9 protein-coding genes and 2 pseudogenes are annotated in these 15,005 nt (G+C 51.8%); 5 read left to right on the top strand and 6 right to left on the bottom strand.

The genetic code is table 11. The features are described from left to right. Nucleotides 1–41: 41 nt before the first annotated feature. Entirely contained in the window at nucleotides 42–563 is a 522-nt protein-coding gene (locus HA45_RS18545) for a GNAT family N-acetyltransferase (RefSeq protein ID WP_100700394.1), read from the top strand. On the opposite strand, the gene HA45_RS18540 is transcribed toward HA45_RS18545, so the two are convergent. The 4 genes and pseudogenes from HA45_RS18540 to HA45_RS29350 all read right to left on the bottom strand — a co-directional run bounded on the left by HA45_RS18540 (nucleotide 560) and on the right by HA45_RS29350 (nucleotide 5,196). Next, complete coding sequence (locus tag HA45_RS18540; RefSeq protein WP_100700362.1) at nucleotides 560–1,960, bottom strand: ABC transporter ATP-binding protein; 1,401 nt, start codon at nucleotides 1,958–1,960, stop codon at nucleotides 560–562. The two genes, HA45_RS18545 and HA45_RS18540, sit on opposite strands and share 4 nt — an antisense overlap. Further along, complete coding sequence (locus tag HA45_RS18535) at nucleotides 1,957–2,739, bottom strand: ABC transporter permease (protein ID WP_100700361.1); 783 nt, start codon at nucleotides 2,737–2,739, stop codon at nucleotides 1,957–1,959. Before HA45_RS18535 ends, HA45_RS18540 begins: the two co-directional genes overlap by 4 nt. Next, entirely contained in the window at nucleotides 2,736–3,671 is a 936-nt protein-coding gene (locus HA45_RS18530; RefSeq protein ID WP_100700360.1) for an ABC transporter permease, read from the bottom strand. Before HA45_RS18530 ends, HA45_RS18535 begins: the two co-directional genes overlap by 4 nt. After that, nucleotides 3,668–5,196: pseudogene (locus HA45_RS29350) on the bottom strand (ABC transporter substrate-binding protein). Before HA45_RS29350 ends, HA45_RS18530 begins: the two are co-directional and overlap by 4 nt. A gap of 190 nt (nucleotides 5,197–5,386) precedes the next feature. Between HA45_RS29350 and HA45_RS18520 the strand changes: the two are divergent. Further along, the gene (locus HA45_RS18520; RefSeq protein WP_100700358.1) at nucleotides 5,387–5,572 is read left to right on the top strand and encodes a tautomerase family protein; all 186 of its coding nucleotides are present in this window, start codon (nucleotides 5,387–5,389) and stop codon (nucleotides 5,570–5,572) included. Between the two features lie 245 nt (nucleotides 5,573–5,817). Here HA45_RS18520 and HA45_RS18515 read toward each other — a convergent pair. Beyond that, nucleotides 5,818–7,193 (bottom strand): annotated as a pseudogene (locus tag HA45_RS18515) (aldehyde dehydrogenase family protein). Between the two features lie 478 nt (nucleotides 7,194–7,671). On the opposite strand from HA45_RS18515, the gene HA45_RS18510 reads away from it, so the two are divergent. From HA45_RS18510 to HA45_RS18500, 3 genes are all read left to right on the top strand, one after another. Continuing rightward, the gene (locus HA45_RS18510; protein ID WP_100700356.1) at nucleotides 7,672–8,601 is read left to right on the top strand and encodes a RepB family plasmid replication initiator protein; all 930 of its coding nucleotides are present in this window, start codon (nucleotides 7,672–7,674) and stop codon (nucleotides 8,599–8,601) included. Nucleotides 8,602–10,362: 1,761 nt separating this feature from the next. After that, nucleotides 10,363–11,562, top strand: a complete 1,200-nt coding sequence (locus HA45_RS18505; protein ID WP_100700355.1) for an AAA family ATPase — start codon at nucleotides 10,363–10,365, stop codon at nucleotides 11,560–11,562. Nucleotides 11,563–11,569: 7 nt separating this feature from the next. Beyond that, the gene (locus tag HA45_RS18500; protein ID WP_100700354.1) at nucleotides 11,570–12,541 is read left to right on the top strand and encodes a ParB family protein; all 972 of its coding nucleotides are present in this window, start codon (nucleotides 11,570–11,572) and stop codon (nucleotides 12,539–12,541) included. A 449-nt stretch (nucleotides 12,542–12,990) separates the two neighbouring features. On the opposite strand, the gene HA45_RS18495 is transcribed toward HA45_RS18500, so the two are convergent. Then, complete coding sequence (locus HA45_RS18495; protein ID WP_100700353.1) at nucleotides 12,991–14,922, bottom strand: sigma-54-dependent Fis family transcriptional regulator; 1,932 nt, start codon at nucleotides 14,920–14,922, stop codon at nucleotides 12,991–12,993. Nucleotides 14,923–15,005: the final 83 nt, after the last annotated feature.

Genomic DNA, 15,005 nt, shown 5'->3' with positions numbered 1-15,005 from the left:
GTGGCATGCTGTGTTTTTCGTTCGTCGATCATCAGGAACATATGGATATTATTCCCGCCCGTCCGCATCACGCAGCGGCCATTCAGAAAATCTATGCCTGGCATGTGCTTCACGGCACTGCCACCTTCGAAACCGAACCGCCAAGCGAAAGTGAAATGCTGAATCGCATCAAGGATGTGCAGCAGCGCGGAGGATTCTGGCTGGTGGCGCAAGAGGATGAACAGGTGTTGGGGTATTGCTATCTGGCGCCGTATCGTCCGCGCTATGCCTATCGTTTTACTCTGGAAGATTCAATTTATCTCGATAATGCGCAAACCGGCCGAGGCGTGGGTCGCGCACTGCTACAGAAAGCGATCGCTCTGGCTGAAGCGGCGGGGTTTCGTCAGATTATTGCCATCGTGGGTGATAGCGCCAATCAGGGCTCGCTGGGATTACACCGGGCACTCGGCTTTGAGCACACCGGCGTCATGAAGTCGGTAGGGTTTAAACATGGCCGCTGGCTCGATACCGTGGTGATGCAACGCTCACTGGGTGTCGGAGATAGCCAGCCGCCAGAACGTTAAACCTCCTGCATCGCGATGACCCGATGCGTGCCCTTTTCCAGCAGGTCGCGGTCATGACTCACCAGCAACACCGCGCACTGCTGCTCATGCGCCATCTCGGTAATGAGATGCAGAGTTTGTTGCTGCACCAGAGGGTCAAGTCGTGATGTAGGTTCATCGGCGAACAAAAACACCGGTTCAAGCAGCATCACGCGCAATAGGGAAAAACGCTGTAATTCACCGCCGGAAAGAGAGTCTGGACGGCGCGTCAGCAAGCTGGCATCCAGCGCCAGTTTCTCCATCAGTGCATCGCGTCGTTGCCGTACGATGTCATGACGTCGCAGCACGTCGTCAAGGCTTTGTGCCAGCGTGCGCGTTGGCGGGAACAGCGCCGAAGGGTCCTGATAAATCTTCTGATATTTCAGAGCGCTGGCCGCTGTGTGCCGGGTAATCCTGCCTTGCTGCGGTGTTAACAATCCCAGCAGCACATCACCAAAACTACTTTTCCCACTTCCGCTGGCGCCGTGTAACCCGACGATTTCTCCTGCATGCAAAATGAAGTTTTCCGGTACGCCCAGTTGTTTACCTCCGCGCTCCAGCTTTATCCCCGTTGCACTGATCGCTGGCTTGCTGTGTATCACTGTGGTCTGCCGCGCGGGCCAGGCAGCAGGATCGGCCGCCAAAAGTGATTGCGTGTAAGGCTGTTGGGAAGCGTTCAGCACGTACGCGGCACTGCCCTGCTCAATCATTTTGCCTTTGTGCATCACGATGATATCGCCAGCCAATTGACGGGCTAACGCGATGTCATGGGTGATGGTCAGCAATGCGCCACCCTCCGCCACCTCACGACGCAACAGCGTCGCCACTTCATCGCGCCGCGCCACATCCAGCCCTTTGGTAGGCTCATCGGCAATTAATATCGCCGCTCCACCCGCTCGCGCTGCGGCAAATGCAGCACGTTGCGCCATGCCGCCAGAGAGCTGCCAGGGAAATTTATCGACGGATGCCTGCAGCCCGAGTTGCACTAAATCCTCCTGAGCGGCAGCCTCGCTGCGTGTCGGCGTGTGTCCGCGCACATAGCAATACCCTTCCGCGACCTGGGATTGAATTTTCATGGTGGGATCGAGCGCCAGCCACGGCTCCTGCGGGAGCGAGGCCAGGGTATGTCCCCACAAGCCGCGCAGCGCAGCAAGGTCCTGCGGCAGTTGATAGCGTTGACCGTTGATCGTCAGGATGCCGCTTGCATACAGCGTATCCGGTAATATCCCCATAATGGCTTGCGCCAGCAGGCTTTTTCCCGATCCGGTTTCACCTAACAGAGTCAGCGGCTTACCGGGCTGCAAATCGAAATCAACCGGTTCCACTAGCGTATGGTTTTCCGTGCTTACCGTGATGCCAATGGCCTGAATTCCTTTCATACGCGATCCTTTTTCATCAACAGGTTGAGGCTAATCAGCAATAAAAACAGCGCAGCAACTGGCTGTAGCAGTAACCATGGAGCTTCCCAGGCGAATGGCAGCAGTTCAGTCATCATCAGACCCAATTCAGGTGTTGGCGGCCGAACGCCCACGCTGATAAACCCCAATGCTGACACCGCCATAATGGCGCTACTGAATGAAAACAGTGCAACGGTAAGCAACACCGGCGCGAGTGCAGGCCATAAATGTCGGCGAAAACGATAGTACGCCGAGAAGCCGAGCAGTTTTGATGCCTGCATACCCGGCGACTGCACCAGCGGACGCAGCGTAGCGCGTGTCACGCGGAAAAATTCCACCCACAGCACCAGCGAAATGCCGAGCCACAGCATCTGCGGAGAATCCGGCGCTATGGCTGCCAGCAGCAGAACCAGCAGCAATCCCGGTAACGCAAGGCACATATCGCCCAGCATGCCCAGCAGCCGATCCAGCGCACCGCCGTAGATCGCGCTGACTACGCCAGCCAGCACACCGGCACAAATCGCGCTGATGACACAAAGCGCAGCCAGCCCAAGTGACAGTCGCAGTGCGGCGCTCAGGCGCGGCAACATATCGCGGCCAAGGTGATCAAACCCCAACAGATGAGCCGGACTGGGGGCTTGCAGCATGTTGAGTAAGGCTTGCTGCAAAGGATCGCCGTGATGGAACAGCGGTAGCACAAAGGCATAGCTCAGTAATACCGCCAGCAGCAGTAGACCGATCTGGCGTGACGTGATGTTCATGCGCGCGTCCCTCGTGGATCAAGCAAATGACAGCCGGCATCCACCAGCATATTCAGCAGCACGAATAGCAGGCCGAGCGTCATCGCGCTGGCCTGGATCACCGGCACATCGCGCGCAAAGATCGCATGCACCAGCGCATGTCCGATACCCGGCCACGCGAACAGCGTTTCCACTACCACCACGCCTTCCACCAGCCAGACAAATTGCATGCCGAACCAGGTCAGCACCGGCGTTCCTAAATTGCGCAGACCATGACGGCGCAGCAAGGTGGCAGGTGTCAGACCCTTTTGCGCACCCCATTGGTAGTAACCGGCATTGATCACCTGACAGGTGGCTTCACGCACCACACGGACACCCACCGCCGTCAGAGACAGCGCTAAGGTCAACGCGGGCAGCAGGAAGTGGCGCAGTTCGCCGTGCCCGGCACTGGGCAGCCAATCAAGTTGCAGCGCAAATACCACAATCAGGATCATGCCGAGGGCAAAATGCGGTATCGATTTGAGCAGCGACGTCAGCCAAAACAGCAGTCGGTCCAGTTTGCCATCGGCATGGCAGCCTGCCCAGAGGCCGATTGGCAGCGTGAGCATCAACGCCAGCAGCAACGATCCTCCCGCTAACGCCAACGTCTGGCTGAGCTGCCAGCGCAATTCGTCCATTACCGGTTCGCCAGAAACCAGCGATCGACCAAAATTGAATTGCAGCAGATCGGTTAGCCAGTGCAGCAGCGCACCGCTTTGATCGAGCACACCGCCTAACTCCTGCTGAACCCGCGCCACAGCCTCAGCATCAACGCGATCATAACCGTAGCGACCACTGGCAATGCGCCACGCCATATCGCCGGGCAGTGCCTGCACCAGAAACCAGGTAAGCAACCCAACCGCCAGCACCACAAGCAGTGCCTGCATCAGTCGCCAGCAAAGTTGTTGAATCATTTTTGCTCCCACTTCATTTGACGCAGACCAAAGTGGCGCTCAAACGGATCAAGTGTCACTTGCTTTAACTGGCTATTGATCGCCGCAGATTGTTGATACCAGGCGATTGGGATCACCGGCAGATCCTGTTGCAGTGCGGTGGTAATTAATATCCGCGCCTGCGACCGCGCTGCGGCATCAGTGGATTGCGTTAAGGTGTGCAGTGCGGCACTGAATCCCGCTGGATGCCAGTTCATCGCGCCCCAGTCACCGCCTTTCTCGGCATAATCCTGCAGTAACGTGCCGGTTGGATCAGGTGTGAGTGCGAAGTTTCGCGAGAACAGCGCCATCTGCAGGCGGTTACTGTGGTGCTGCGCCGGGATCTCACTGGCGCTGGTGGAGTTGATCTTCACTTCAATGCCAATTTGTCGCAGCTGCTGCTGGATGATCATCGCCATCAACGGCAACTCAGGACGATCGGGGAAGGTCAGCAGCGTCAGGCTAAAGCGCTGGCCTTTGCGTACCAACACACCGTCTGCGCCCGCTTGCCATCCAGCGTCTTTCAAATGCTGCGCAGCGAGTGCTGGCTGATACTGCAGCGGCGGCAATGCTTCGTTGTGCCATTCACCCATATTCGGCGGGAACAGCTGGCTGGCGGCGCCAGAATAACGCAGCACCGCCATCGCCAGCGTGTTACGGTCAATCGCCAGACTGATCGCCTCGCGCACCGGCTGCTCGGTCAGTAAAGGATCGCCGAGATTAAGTTTCAGCATTACCGTGCGTGGCACGGGAATGGCGGGTAATTGCAACGTGGGTTTGCGCGCCAAACGCTGACGGCTGGCCGCATCAAGGTTGAACACATAATCAGCATCGCCGCTTTCAGCCAGCAACGCGCGGGTTTCTGCGCGACCGGAAGAGAGATAGCTGGCCGCGGCGATCTGCGGTTTTCACCCCAATATTCATCAAAGCGACGTACCGCCAGTGACTGCGGTGGCTGGAAAGCCGTCAGCATAAACGGGCCAGTGCCAATAATGCGTGTGATATTGCCTTGTGCGTCCCAGCTGGCCAGCGCCAAAATCTGTGAACGACTTTCTGCCAGCACCGAGAGCAGTGGCGTAAAAGGCTCATGCAGTGTGATAGTGACAACCAGCCCTTCTCCGCTGATCGCGTCTATCGGTGTTTTATCCAGTAAACCCGCTTTGCTTCGCGCCGTATTTAATGACTTCACCACGGCTGCGGCATCCAATAATGTTCCATCATGGAAGCGAACGTTGTTGCGTAGCGTTAATTGCCAGCGCAATCCGTCTTCAGATACTTGCCAGCTTTGTGCCAGCGCGGGGATTGGCTCTCCGCGCTCATTCACTTCCACCAGCGTTTCCACCACATCCATACGTAACAGAATATCGCCTGAGAGCGCGGGATCGGCCCCTTTGATTTCGAAGGGTGCGGCGATGCGCACTGTATTTTCGTGATGTTGTGCTGCTGTTGAGGCGTAAGAAGCCAGGCCGAGCGCCGTGGCGATCAGCAATTTTTTCATTGATTTCATTATGGTTTCCGAAAAATACCGCTACAAAATTCCCAAAGAAATTACGTTATAACATAACAATTCACATTTAAACACAGATTGCCTGCGTGGATAAATGCTTTGGTGCTGGCTTATAACCAATTGACACTGCGCGGCTCGGCCCGAGTGGTTTATGCTGGGGGAAGAAATTCACCCATAAGGAGAGGCCGTTATGCCAGAAATCGTTGTGTATGCTGCGGAAGGGCGTTCGCTTGAGCAGAAGAAAAAGTTATTGAAAGCCGTTACGGCTGCGGTGGCGGATTCGTTTGAAATTGATGCTAATTCGGTGACGGTTTCAATTGTTGAAACGCCAAAGCATCTGAAGTCTAAAGGCGGCGTGCCTTTTGATGAGCGCTGAGTAATCTGATGTGATCAACTTGGGCGGCCTGCTGGTCGCCTTATCTAAAGTGACAACGGCGATTATCCCTTCCCAACCCATTAAATAAGTGAGCACCTACTTACTCTATCAGGCTTATATGCTGGTGGTTTAACGTCATTTAAATACTGTTTTGTAACCTGATGTAGTTTGCAATGTTCACTGTAATCAGTAGAAGCAGGCTGCCAAAGTAACAATAAGGGCGCGTGCCAGGCGCCCTGAAAAACTTAGCGGCGATTCTTCCAAACCGTCTGGATATTGCAGAATTCATGCACACCAAAACTGGAGAGTTCACGGCCGTAACCGCTTTTCTTCACCCCACCGATTGCTACGCGAGGATCTGAGGCACCATTGCCGTTAATGAACACCGCACCCGTTTCCAGTTGCTCAGCCAGTTCATTTGCTACGGATTCATTGCCCGTCCAAACGGTGGCACTCAAACCGAACTCACTGTCATTAGCCAGCGCTAATGCATGTTTGGCATCACGTGCAACGGTAATGGCTGCGACAGGGCCGAAGATCTCTTGAGTGAACGCTGTCATCTCTGGCGTGACATCAGCGAGGATCGTCGGCGCGTAGTAGTTGCCCACGCCGTCGATCTTGTGGCCACCCAGCACCAGACGAGCGCCTTGTTTCAGGGTTTCCTGCACCTGGTTATCCAGTTCATCTCGCAGATCGTATCGCGCCATTGGACCGATGTAGGTTTCTTCACTCAATGGATCGCCCATTTTCAACGCCTGCACAGCCGCGCTGAAACGCGCCTCAAACGCTTCTGCGACGCTCTCTTCGATAATGAACCGTTTGGCTGCCATACACACCTGCCCGGTGTTCTGGTAGCGTCCTGCGACGGCTGAGGCCACTGCAGCATCCAGGTCAGCATCTGCCAGCACGATGAAAGGATCTGCGCCACCCAACTCCAGTACAGTTTTTTCAGGACTGCACCCGCTTGTGCTGCGATTGCCCCACCCGCTCGAACACTGCCTGTCACAGCGACAGCCGCGATACGAGGATCCTTGATCGCTGTTGAAACGCCGTCGTTATCGACGTTGATCACCGTGAAACCGCCTTTGGGAAGATCGGTAGCGTCAAACAACTCTCTCATCAAGTGAGCAGAGCCCATAACGCTAGGTGCGTGCTTCAACACATAAGTGTTTCCTGCCAGCAGCATGCTAACCGCACCACGCAGTACCTGCCAGTAAGGGAAGTTCCATGGCATGACGGCAAGGATCGCCCCGATCGGGCGGAAGGATTGCCATGCCTGCTGATTTTCCACCAGCGTTGGTTTGTCCGCGAGCATTGCAGGGCCGTGTTCAGCATACCAGTCGCAGAGATTGGCACATTTCAGGACTTCCGCCCGTGCCTGTGCGATAGGCTTGCCCATCTCCAGCGTGGCCATTCTCACCAGCTGATCCTGACGTTGGCGGATCTGTTCCGCTAACTGACGTAAAACCAGGATGCGCTTATCCATGCCTGTGGCACGCCATTGTGCAAAGGCTTCAGCACTCTGCTGAAGTGCGGTTTCGAGTTCTGCGTGAGTCTGCAATGGATAGGTTGCGATGATTTCACCGCTGGTGGGATTGCGTGAGATAACGTTGTCAGTCATGAGATGCCTTCGTCATAAGTGAATAGAGTCATGTTGCAACCTACCTTACGCTGGGCTCTGGTTGATGAAAAATGAATAATAGTGAGGAAGTTGTTCTCTTCTGAAGAAAATTTGAGGTGTATTCCGATGGCAGCTTACGATTAGACGCGGTTGGCGCAGTGATTTGGTGGAGCAGCGTATTTATACAGTTTCCGCTGCCGGGCACTGATTCTTCATAGGCTTATTCAGTTATACAGTGAATAGATCTCTATAAAAGATCATAGAGAGATCTTAAAGAGATCCTAAGAGATCCCCGATCGCCGCAAGCCGCACCACACAAGGCCTGAGAAGGTGATCACGTTCACTATAATCAGAAAAACACCCACTATAGTCAGTACATTATTCACTATAGACAGTAGAATGTTCACTATAAACAGTGTTAGTGTTCACTGTAATCAGAAATCGATCCTTTTCATCCACAGAATGAAGATCTCAGGCTATGGCAGATAAAGAGAGTGAAAACAAGGCGTTACTAGAACCTTTTCTGTCGGTGACGAAAAACAGTGGTGAAGTTATTCAGCTCCACCCCAATAAAAATAACACCGTACAACCGGTCGCTTTAATGCGCCTGGGTCTGTTCGTTCCGACATTGAAATCAACGGCACGCGGAAAATCGGGTGCAATGGCTTCAACGGATGCCACGAAAGAGCTTAAGAACCTTTCGTTGGTAAAATCGGAAGGCTATGAAAAGATCACCATTACCGGCGCAAGGCTGGATATGGACAATGATTTTAAAACCTGGGCTGGCATTATCCAGTCCTTCTCGCGTTATCCCTCAAAGGGCGACACCGTGACGCTGCCGTTTATCGATTTCGTGAAAATGTGCGGGATCCCTTCGGCAAACTCGTCAGCGGCCTTACGTAAGCGTTTAGATGCCTCTTTACGACGCATCGCGACTAACACGTTGTCCTTTGAAGGTAATGGCAAAGCGTATCATACCCACCTGGTGCAATCCGCGTATTACGATCGTGAAAAGGATCTGGTCCGTATTCAGGCCGATCCTAAGTTGTTCGAGCTGTATAACTTTGACCATAAAGTTTTACTGCAGCTGAGAGCCATTTCACGACTCAAGCGTAAGGAATCGGCGCAGGCGCTTTATACCTATCTTGAAAGCTTGCCCACCAACCCCGCGCCTATCTCGCTCGCTCGTTTGCGCATGCGTTTAAACCTGGGTTCGAAAACCACGACGCAGAACCACGTGGTCAGACGCGCGATGGAGCAGTTGAAAGAGATTGGTTACCTCGACTATTCAGAAGTGAAGCGTGGACGTTCTGTGTTCTTCATCATCCACAGCAGAACGCCGAAACTCGATGGCATCAGCAATCTTGAGAGCATCGATTCGCTGGATGACATTGAATTCGAGGACTGATTTTCCCGTTCACTGTAATCAGTATCGCCCCCATGGCAGTGTCACTTTATCGCTAAAAGTGACACTTGCCTCATCTGCCTCATTCACTGTAATCAGTTACCCGCCACGCATTCACTGTAATCAGCAACGTTCACTGTAAACAGTATTCAGACATTCAATACTTCCATATCCATTGGCTTTGCTCATAAATCTAACGAATTTCCGGGGACTTTAAAGATAGTAAGTACTCACCAGGTGGGTATTGAGTGCACCTTATTGCCTGTTCGAGCCCCAAATGCTGATTACAGTGAACATTAGCCATTGAGGTAACATCTACTGATTACAGTGAATACGGAAAGAAAGCTCGTTACTGATTACAGTGAACGTAAATATCTAACGCTATGAATTAATTAGAAAACATCCTGATCTGGTCATTTCATTCACTGTAATCAGTGCATTAACTGTACAGGTAACCAGTAAAAGTGACAGGGTTGGTCACCTTCACTGATTACAGTGAATGAATGCCCTGATTTTCGACCGCATTCGACGTCATGACGGTGCATCGACTGCCGGGATTAGCTGCCCGTTTTAACGCGTCACGCTGTCACTGATTATAGTGAACGTGTAGTTGCCCTCCCCTCTTCCGATACCTTTTCCAACTCGATCATGTCTGGCTCTTAGGATCGGTTCACTGATTACAGTGAACGTTGTCATTTGTCATGGCGAGCAACGGTCACTGATTACAGTGAATGTTTGGCAGAGTGAAGCCCGTTCTTCGGCCTGCTATAAGCCTCGACGTGAATCTTAGGGAACGTGATGACTCAAACCATCCCGGCACAAATCTGCTGATTACAGTGAATGATTCGTCGCGATGACATGCCCATTGGTTGGCTACGTTTCTGTTAATCACCACGCCTGAATGTCATCAATCTTCGTCAGTCTGCTGATTACAGTGAATGTTCCAGGGTGTCCAGCGATACCCGATTTACTGATTACAGTGAATGTTATCGCCTCACCGTTTCGGCCTAATCTAAACGTGAAAAAGTGAATTGCGATGAGATTTACTGAATACAGTGAACGTTGCCAGCCACTACTGATTTGGCTTACTGATTACAGTGAACGTTAACCGTGATACAAACCAGCTGCTGATTACAGTGAACGCTTCGGCAAGATGCTACGAGTGAAGTACTGATTACAGTGAATGTTTGAGTGGTTTTAGATCGCTCGAAGAACATTTGCTGATTACAGTGAATGTTAGAGGCAAGCTTCACTTCTCATCGTCTCAGTAGCAATCACCCAGGCGGGAATCAGGCATTCTGATTTCCTCCGGGTGTGGCCCATTCACGCATTGAGATAGCCCAGTGTAGGTCAACGCGCTTTACTGATTACAGTGAATGTTGTGCGCATTGTTACTGACTATAGTGAACCCTCTACTGATTACAGTGAACGTTTACTGCTTATAGTGAATGTTTTGCCGAATACAGTGAACGCATAAAAGGATTTCAGCCGTAATCCCCCTACCCTGATCTTGCTGCGTCATCAAGATTAATGCTGATTACAGTGAATCTTACAACCAAACTGGCAATGAGGCTTTGCTCACACTTTCGACGTTTAACCGACGCTGATTAAATCGTGATCACTGATTACAGTGAATGTTTGGACTAAGCCCCTATTACTCAAGGTGTTTTCACAACACTAAATGTTCCTCATCAGAAGAGATATATTTGCCACGTGTGCAGGATTTCGGTATAAAGTCATAAATCCTACATGTGTGGAGCAAGTATGGCTAACGATGAGAAGCAAGTTCTGAAAGTCGCACAACGTTCAGAAAAAATGCTGATGAGCCTGACCGATCAAATTCAGGCACAGAAAGAAGAGTTGAAAGAAAACACTTTCTATCAGGTTTACGCTAAAGCGGCGTTAGCCAAACTGCCAAAATTAACGCGTGCGAGCGTTGATTACGCTGTCAATGAGATGGAAGAGAACGGCTATCCCTTCGATAAACGTGCAGCGGGCAGCTCAACCAAATACGCGATGTCGATTCAAAACATCATTGATATCTATCATCATCGCGGCGTGCCGAAATATCGCGATCGTCATAAAGATGCCTTTACGCTGTTTGTCGGAAATCTTAAAGGCGGCGTTTCGAAAACCGTTTCTACAGTTTCGCTTGCCCACGCGCTTCGTGCACATCCTCACCTGCTGTTTGAAGACCTGCGCATTCTGGTTATTGATCTCGATCCGCAATCCTCCGCGACCATGTTCCTCAATCATCAACGTTCAGTGGGATTAGTCGAAGCCACCGCCGCGCAGGCGATGCTGCAAAATGTGGGTCGCGAAGAGTTAATTAATGAGTTTATCGTGCCATCCATCATTCCCGGTGTGGATGTCTTACCTGCTTCGATTGATGACGCCTTTATCGCTTCACGTTGGGAAGAGCTGTGTGCTGAGCATTTACCCACTCAGAACGTGCATGCCGTGTTGTATGACAACGTCGTCGCCAAATTGAAGAAAGACTATGACTTCATCTTTATCGACAGCGGCCCGCATCTGGATGCCTTCCTGAAGAATGCCATCGCGGCTTCCGATTTATTGATGACGCCAGTTCCCCCTGCGCAAGTTGATTTCCATTCAACGCTAAAGTACCTGACGCGTTTGCCGGAGCTGATTGGCATTATCGAAGAATCAGGCGCATCCTGCCGCTTGCAGGGAAATATTGGCTTTATGTCCAAGCTATCCAACAAAGCCGACCACAAGCTGTGTCACAGCCTCGCAAAAGAGATCTTTGGTGGTGACATGCTCGATGCCGCTTTACCGCGTCTGGATGGCTTTGAGCGCTGTGGAGAGTCGTTTGATACGGTGATCTCTGCTAACCCATCGACTTACGTGGGCAGCACCGAAGCGCTGAAAAATGCGCGTTCTGCCGCGGAAGACTTCGCGAAAGCCGTATTTGACCGTATCGAATTTATTCGCCTGAACTGAGGTTACTATGAGCGCAAAAAGAATCACGATTGGCCGAACCTTCAGCCAGACACCTTTGCAAACTGAGGATGCTTCAGAAGGTCATTCTCAAACGTTTATCCTGGCGACCGGCAAGCGTGCCTTGTTCACGCTGGAGCACATCACGGCGAAGGACATCGAAGAAAGAACCTATGTGGTGATGGAGACAAACGGCCGTGATCAATCAGGGCTAACGCCAGAATCACTGCGCGACATCATTCGCACCATCAAATTACAGCAATTCTTCCCTGCTATTGGCGTTCAGCGCGGCGATCGCATTGAGATTCTTGACGGTTCTCGCCGTCGCGCAGCTGCCCTGCACTGTAAAACGGGTCTGGACGTGCTGGTGACTGACGTGGCTATCTCTGCCGAAGAAGCGCGTCGTCTTGCTCAGGATATCCAGACTGCACGCGAACATAATCTTCGCGAAGTTGGAATGCGTTTGCTGTCGTTGAAAGAAGGCGGATTGTCACAAAAGGACATCGCGCAGAGCGAAGGTCTTTCTCAGGCTAAAGTTACGCGCGCTTTACAGGCTGCGAGTGTGCCACTGGAGTTAGTGACGCTGTTCCCCAACCACTCTGAATTAACCTATCCAGATTATAAAACGCTATTGCAAGCCTATGAGAAGTTGCAGGAGATTGGGCAGTCGGTAGAAGCATTGATCGATACAATCGGCATGGATGTGGATACCGTTTGTGCTCGCGATGGACTGGCGGAGGATGAAGTCAAGAATGGCATTCTGCGTTTAGTTCGCAATGGTAGCCAGACACTGATTCAATCGCCTGTAAAAGATAAATCTGTTGCGACTCCGTTATGGGCGTTTGCTGATAAAGATCGTTATGCGCGTAAGAAAACGCGTGGCCGTATGTTCAGCTATGAATTCAATCGTCAGTCGAAAGAGTTGCAGGATGAGTTGGATCGCGTGATAAACGAGACGCTCAACAAGTATCTCAATCAGTAAGTGAAATGCCGCCTCCGGGCGGTTTTTTTTGGTTTAACTTCAGCCTTTCGCCAGAGCGATTTCATCGCTAACTGTATGAAATATAACTTCTCAGCGTTGAAATTTCAGGCTGAAATCGCCACTGATTTCACCCCTCCATGATTCAAGATTACATGACTGAACAGGTTTTATACGGTAAGAGTGGAGGCAATTTAACCAGCTGAGTGAGAAATCGACTCACCCATGTAACCGCGAGGAAATGAAGCATGGATAGAAAGAAATTTCATCGCCTCGCCAGCTGGATTTCATGCTTAAAGTTATGATTCGTATGGGGTTTTAAAATGAATTTCAGGCTGAAATCGCCGTGAAATCATGATGATTCCTCTCTGGCTAAATAGCACTAACTCAATTTAGCCAGATGATATTCAACGATTTATCCACAGAAAAGGTGGATAACTTTCACCATGGGTTTATGCCGATAACGATAAGGGCGTCGAGGATTGCCAAACGGCCTCTCGCACTCGAACTGGTTTGTTTATTAGGCCTAACGCATAGAAACGATCGGCGATAGTTTGCTGCTCTTTAATTACCTCAAACACCATGGCACGTGTTTTATGGCTGCGTCGACTTAACGCGCGCTCCACTGCCGACAACTCCAACCCCAACTCCTGAGCGAGCAAATTAGCGGCTTCATGCAGATGGCTATCAATGAATATCCCGGTTTGCTGCAATCTTTCTACCAGCTGCTGGACAACATCATCGTGCTGCTCAACATAAGCACGCCGCGCCAGATAGAACTGGTGATTGCGCACACGTCCTTCGCCGTTAGCAACCACACGCAAGTCAGGATTGGATTCTGCTGCACTAAGCAAAGGGTCCCACATCATCCACGCATCGACAGCAAGATAATCACTGGCGGTGAGCGGATATTTAGGCGGTGCATACACCACCTTAAGCTCGTCGAGAGCAATACCTGCCTCTTCCAGCAATTGCAGCAGTAGCCAGTGAACGTTAGAGCCTTTGTTGACCGAAACCCGCTTGCCACGAAGATCGGCAACGCTGTGAATATCGCTGTCTCGCGGCACAACGATGCCCACGCTGCTGGGTGCTGGAGGTTCCCACGCGATGTAGGTGACAGCATTACCGCTGGCTTGAGCGAAAATTGGCGGGACTTCACCGGTGGTGCCGAAATCGATCTCGTTATTTTGCAATGCGTAGAGCAGTTGAGGCCCGGCTGGAAACTCACTCCACAGCACGCTGACGCCCTGCTGTGCAAAGCATTGTTCAAGGCTTTGACGCGCTTTAAGTACGCCGAGATTACCAAACTTTTGATAGCCAATACGCAGTTCACGCTCCTGACTGTGCGTCGAACCCGATCCCACCACAGCATGGCTGGCAGTTTTGCGCCGGCCTTTGATCATACCTTGATGAGCAAGATGAGTACGTAATGTATGGCGGCTGATACCCAGCAGCGTAGCGGCTTGTGTTTGATTCTGCTCAGTGAGTTCGAGCGCATTAGTAATCAGACTGCTGATGACGCGGTCAAAAAGTTGATGGGGTTCGCTTGAGAGTTGCTGGCGCAGAAAGCTATCCAGCGTTGAGTCCACACTCGAACTAAACCCTTGTTCATTGTAAACAGCCAGCCGCAACTGGGCAGGCGTCAGCGTTTCTTCTCGGCTCAGGAGTACCGCATTGTGCAGGGTGTTTTCTAATTCACGAATATTGCCCGGCCAGCTGTACTCCAGCAATGCTTCCAGCGCATCAGGTGACAGGCGGCGTGCGGGTCTTCCTAAGCGCCGCGCATAAAGCGAAAGGAAATGTTGGGCCAGCAGCGGGATATCATCGCGGCGTTGGCGCAGCGGCGGCAGTGGTACTACGGCGATGTTAAGACGGTAGAACAGATCTTCCCTAAAACGTCGCTCGCGTATCGCCTGCGCTAAATCGACATGCGTAGCAGCAATGACGCGCACATCCACTTTGATCGGCTTGCGCGATCCCACTCGCGTAATCTCACGTTCCTGCAACACCCGCAGCAACTTGACCTGCAATGACAGGCTCAACTCACCAATCTCATCCAGCAACAGCGTGCCGCCCTGCGCGGATTCAAACCAGCCGGGATGGGCCTGTGTCGCGCCGGTGAATGCCCCTTTCTCATGACCAAAGAGTTCAGCTTCGGCAAGGCTTTCGGTCAGTGCACCGCAGTTCACTGCCAGAAAAGGTCCGTGGCGCCGTTGGCTATGATGATGCAAATATCGCGCAACCACCTCTTTGCCGGTCCCTGTTTCGCCAACAATTAATACCGTGGCATCGGTAGGCGCAAACTTATCGAGTAATGATTGAAATGCCAGTGAAGCGGGGTCGACTAAACGCGGCGAGTCAGTATGACTGCTGGTGGAGAGCATAGTTTGATATCCATGAAGAAGCATCATCACACGCTAAACATTGTTGTTCACTGTGAACAGCAGGAAAAAAGCATAAGCAGTTG

Source organism: Pantoea rodasii (assembly GCF_002095465.1).
Classification (GTDB): domain Bacteria; phylum Pseudomonadota; class Gammaproteobacteria; order Enterobacterales; family Enterobacteriaceae; genus Pantoea; species Pantoea rodasii.
Note: the sequence above shows the minus strand (reverse complement) of the source record. Positions and strands in the feature narration are given on the sequence as shown.

Excerpts from the sequence above, each read along its gene's own strand:
- HA45_RS18535 (WP_100700361.1), bottom strand. The coding sequence starts at position 2,739 with ATGAACATCACGTCACGCCAGATCGGTCTACTGCTGCTGGCGGTATTA.
- HA45_RS18495 (WP_100700353.1), bottom strand. The coding sequence starts at position 14,922 with ATGCTCTCCACCAGCAGTCATACTGACTCGCCGCGTTTAGTCGACCCC.
- HA45_RS18505 (WP_100700355.1), top strand. The coding sequence starts at position 10,363 with ATGGCTAACGATGAGAAGCAAGTTCTGAAAGTCGCACAACGTTCAGAA.
- HA45_RS18510 (WP_100700356.1), top strand. The coding sequence starts at position 7,672 with ATGGCAGATAAAGAGAGTGAAAACAAGGCGTTACTAGAACCTTTTCTG.
- HA45_RS18520 (WP_100700358.1), top strand. The coding sequence starts at position 5,387 with ATGCCAGAAATCGTTGTGTATGCTGCGGAAGGGCGTTCGCTTGAGCAG.
- HA45_RS18530 (WP_100700360.1), bottom strand. The coding sequence starts at position 3,671 with ATGATTCAACAACTTTGCTGGCGACTGATGCAGGCACTGCTTGTGGTG.
- HA45_RS18500 (WP_100700354.1), top strand. The coding sequence starts at position 11,570 with ATGAGCGCAAAAAGAATCACGATTGGCCGAACCTTCAGCCAGACACCT.
- HA45_RS18540 (WP_100700362.1), bottom strand. The coding sequence starts at position 1,960 with ATGAAAGGAATTCAGGCCATTGGCATCACGGTAAGCACGGAAAACCAT.
- HA45_RS18545 (WP_100700394.1), top strand. The coding sequence starts at position 42 with ATGGATATTATTCCCGCCCGTCCGCATCACGCAGCGGCCATTCAGAAA.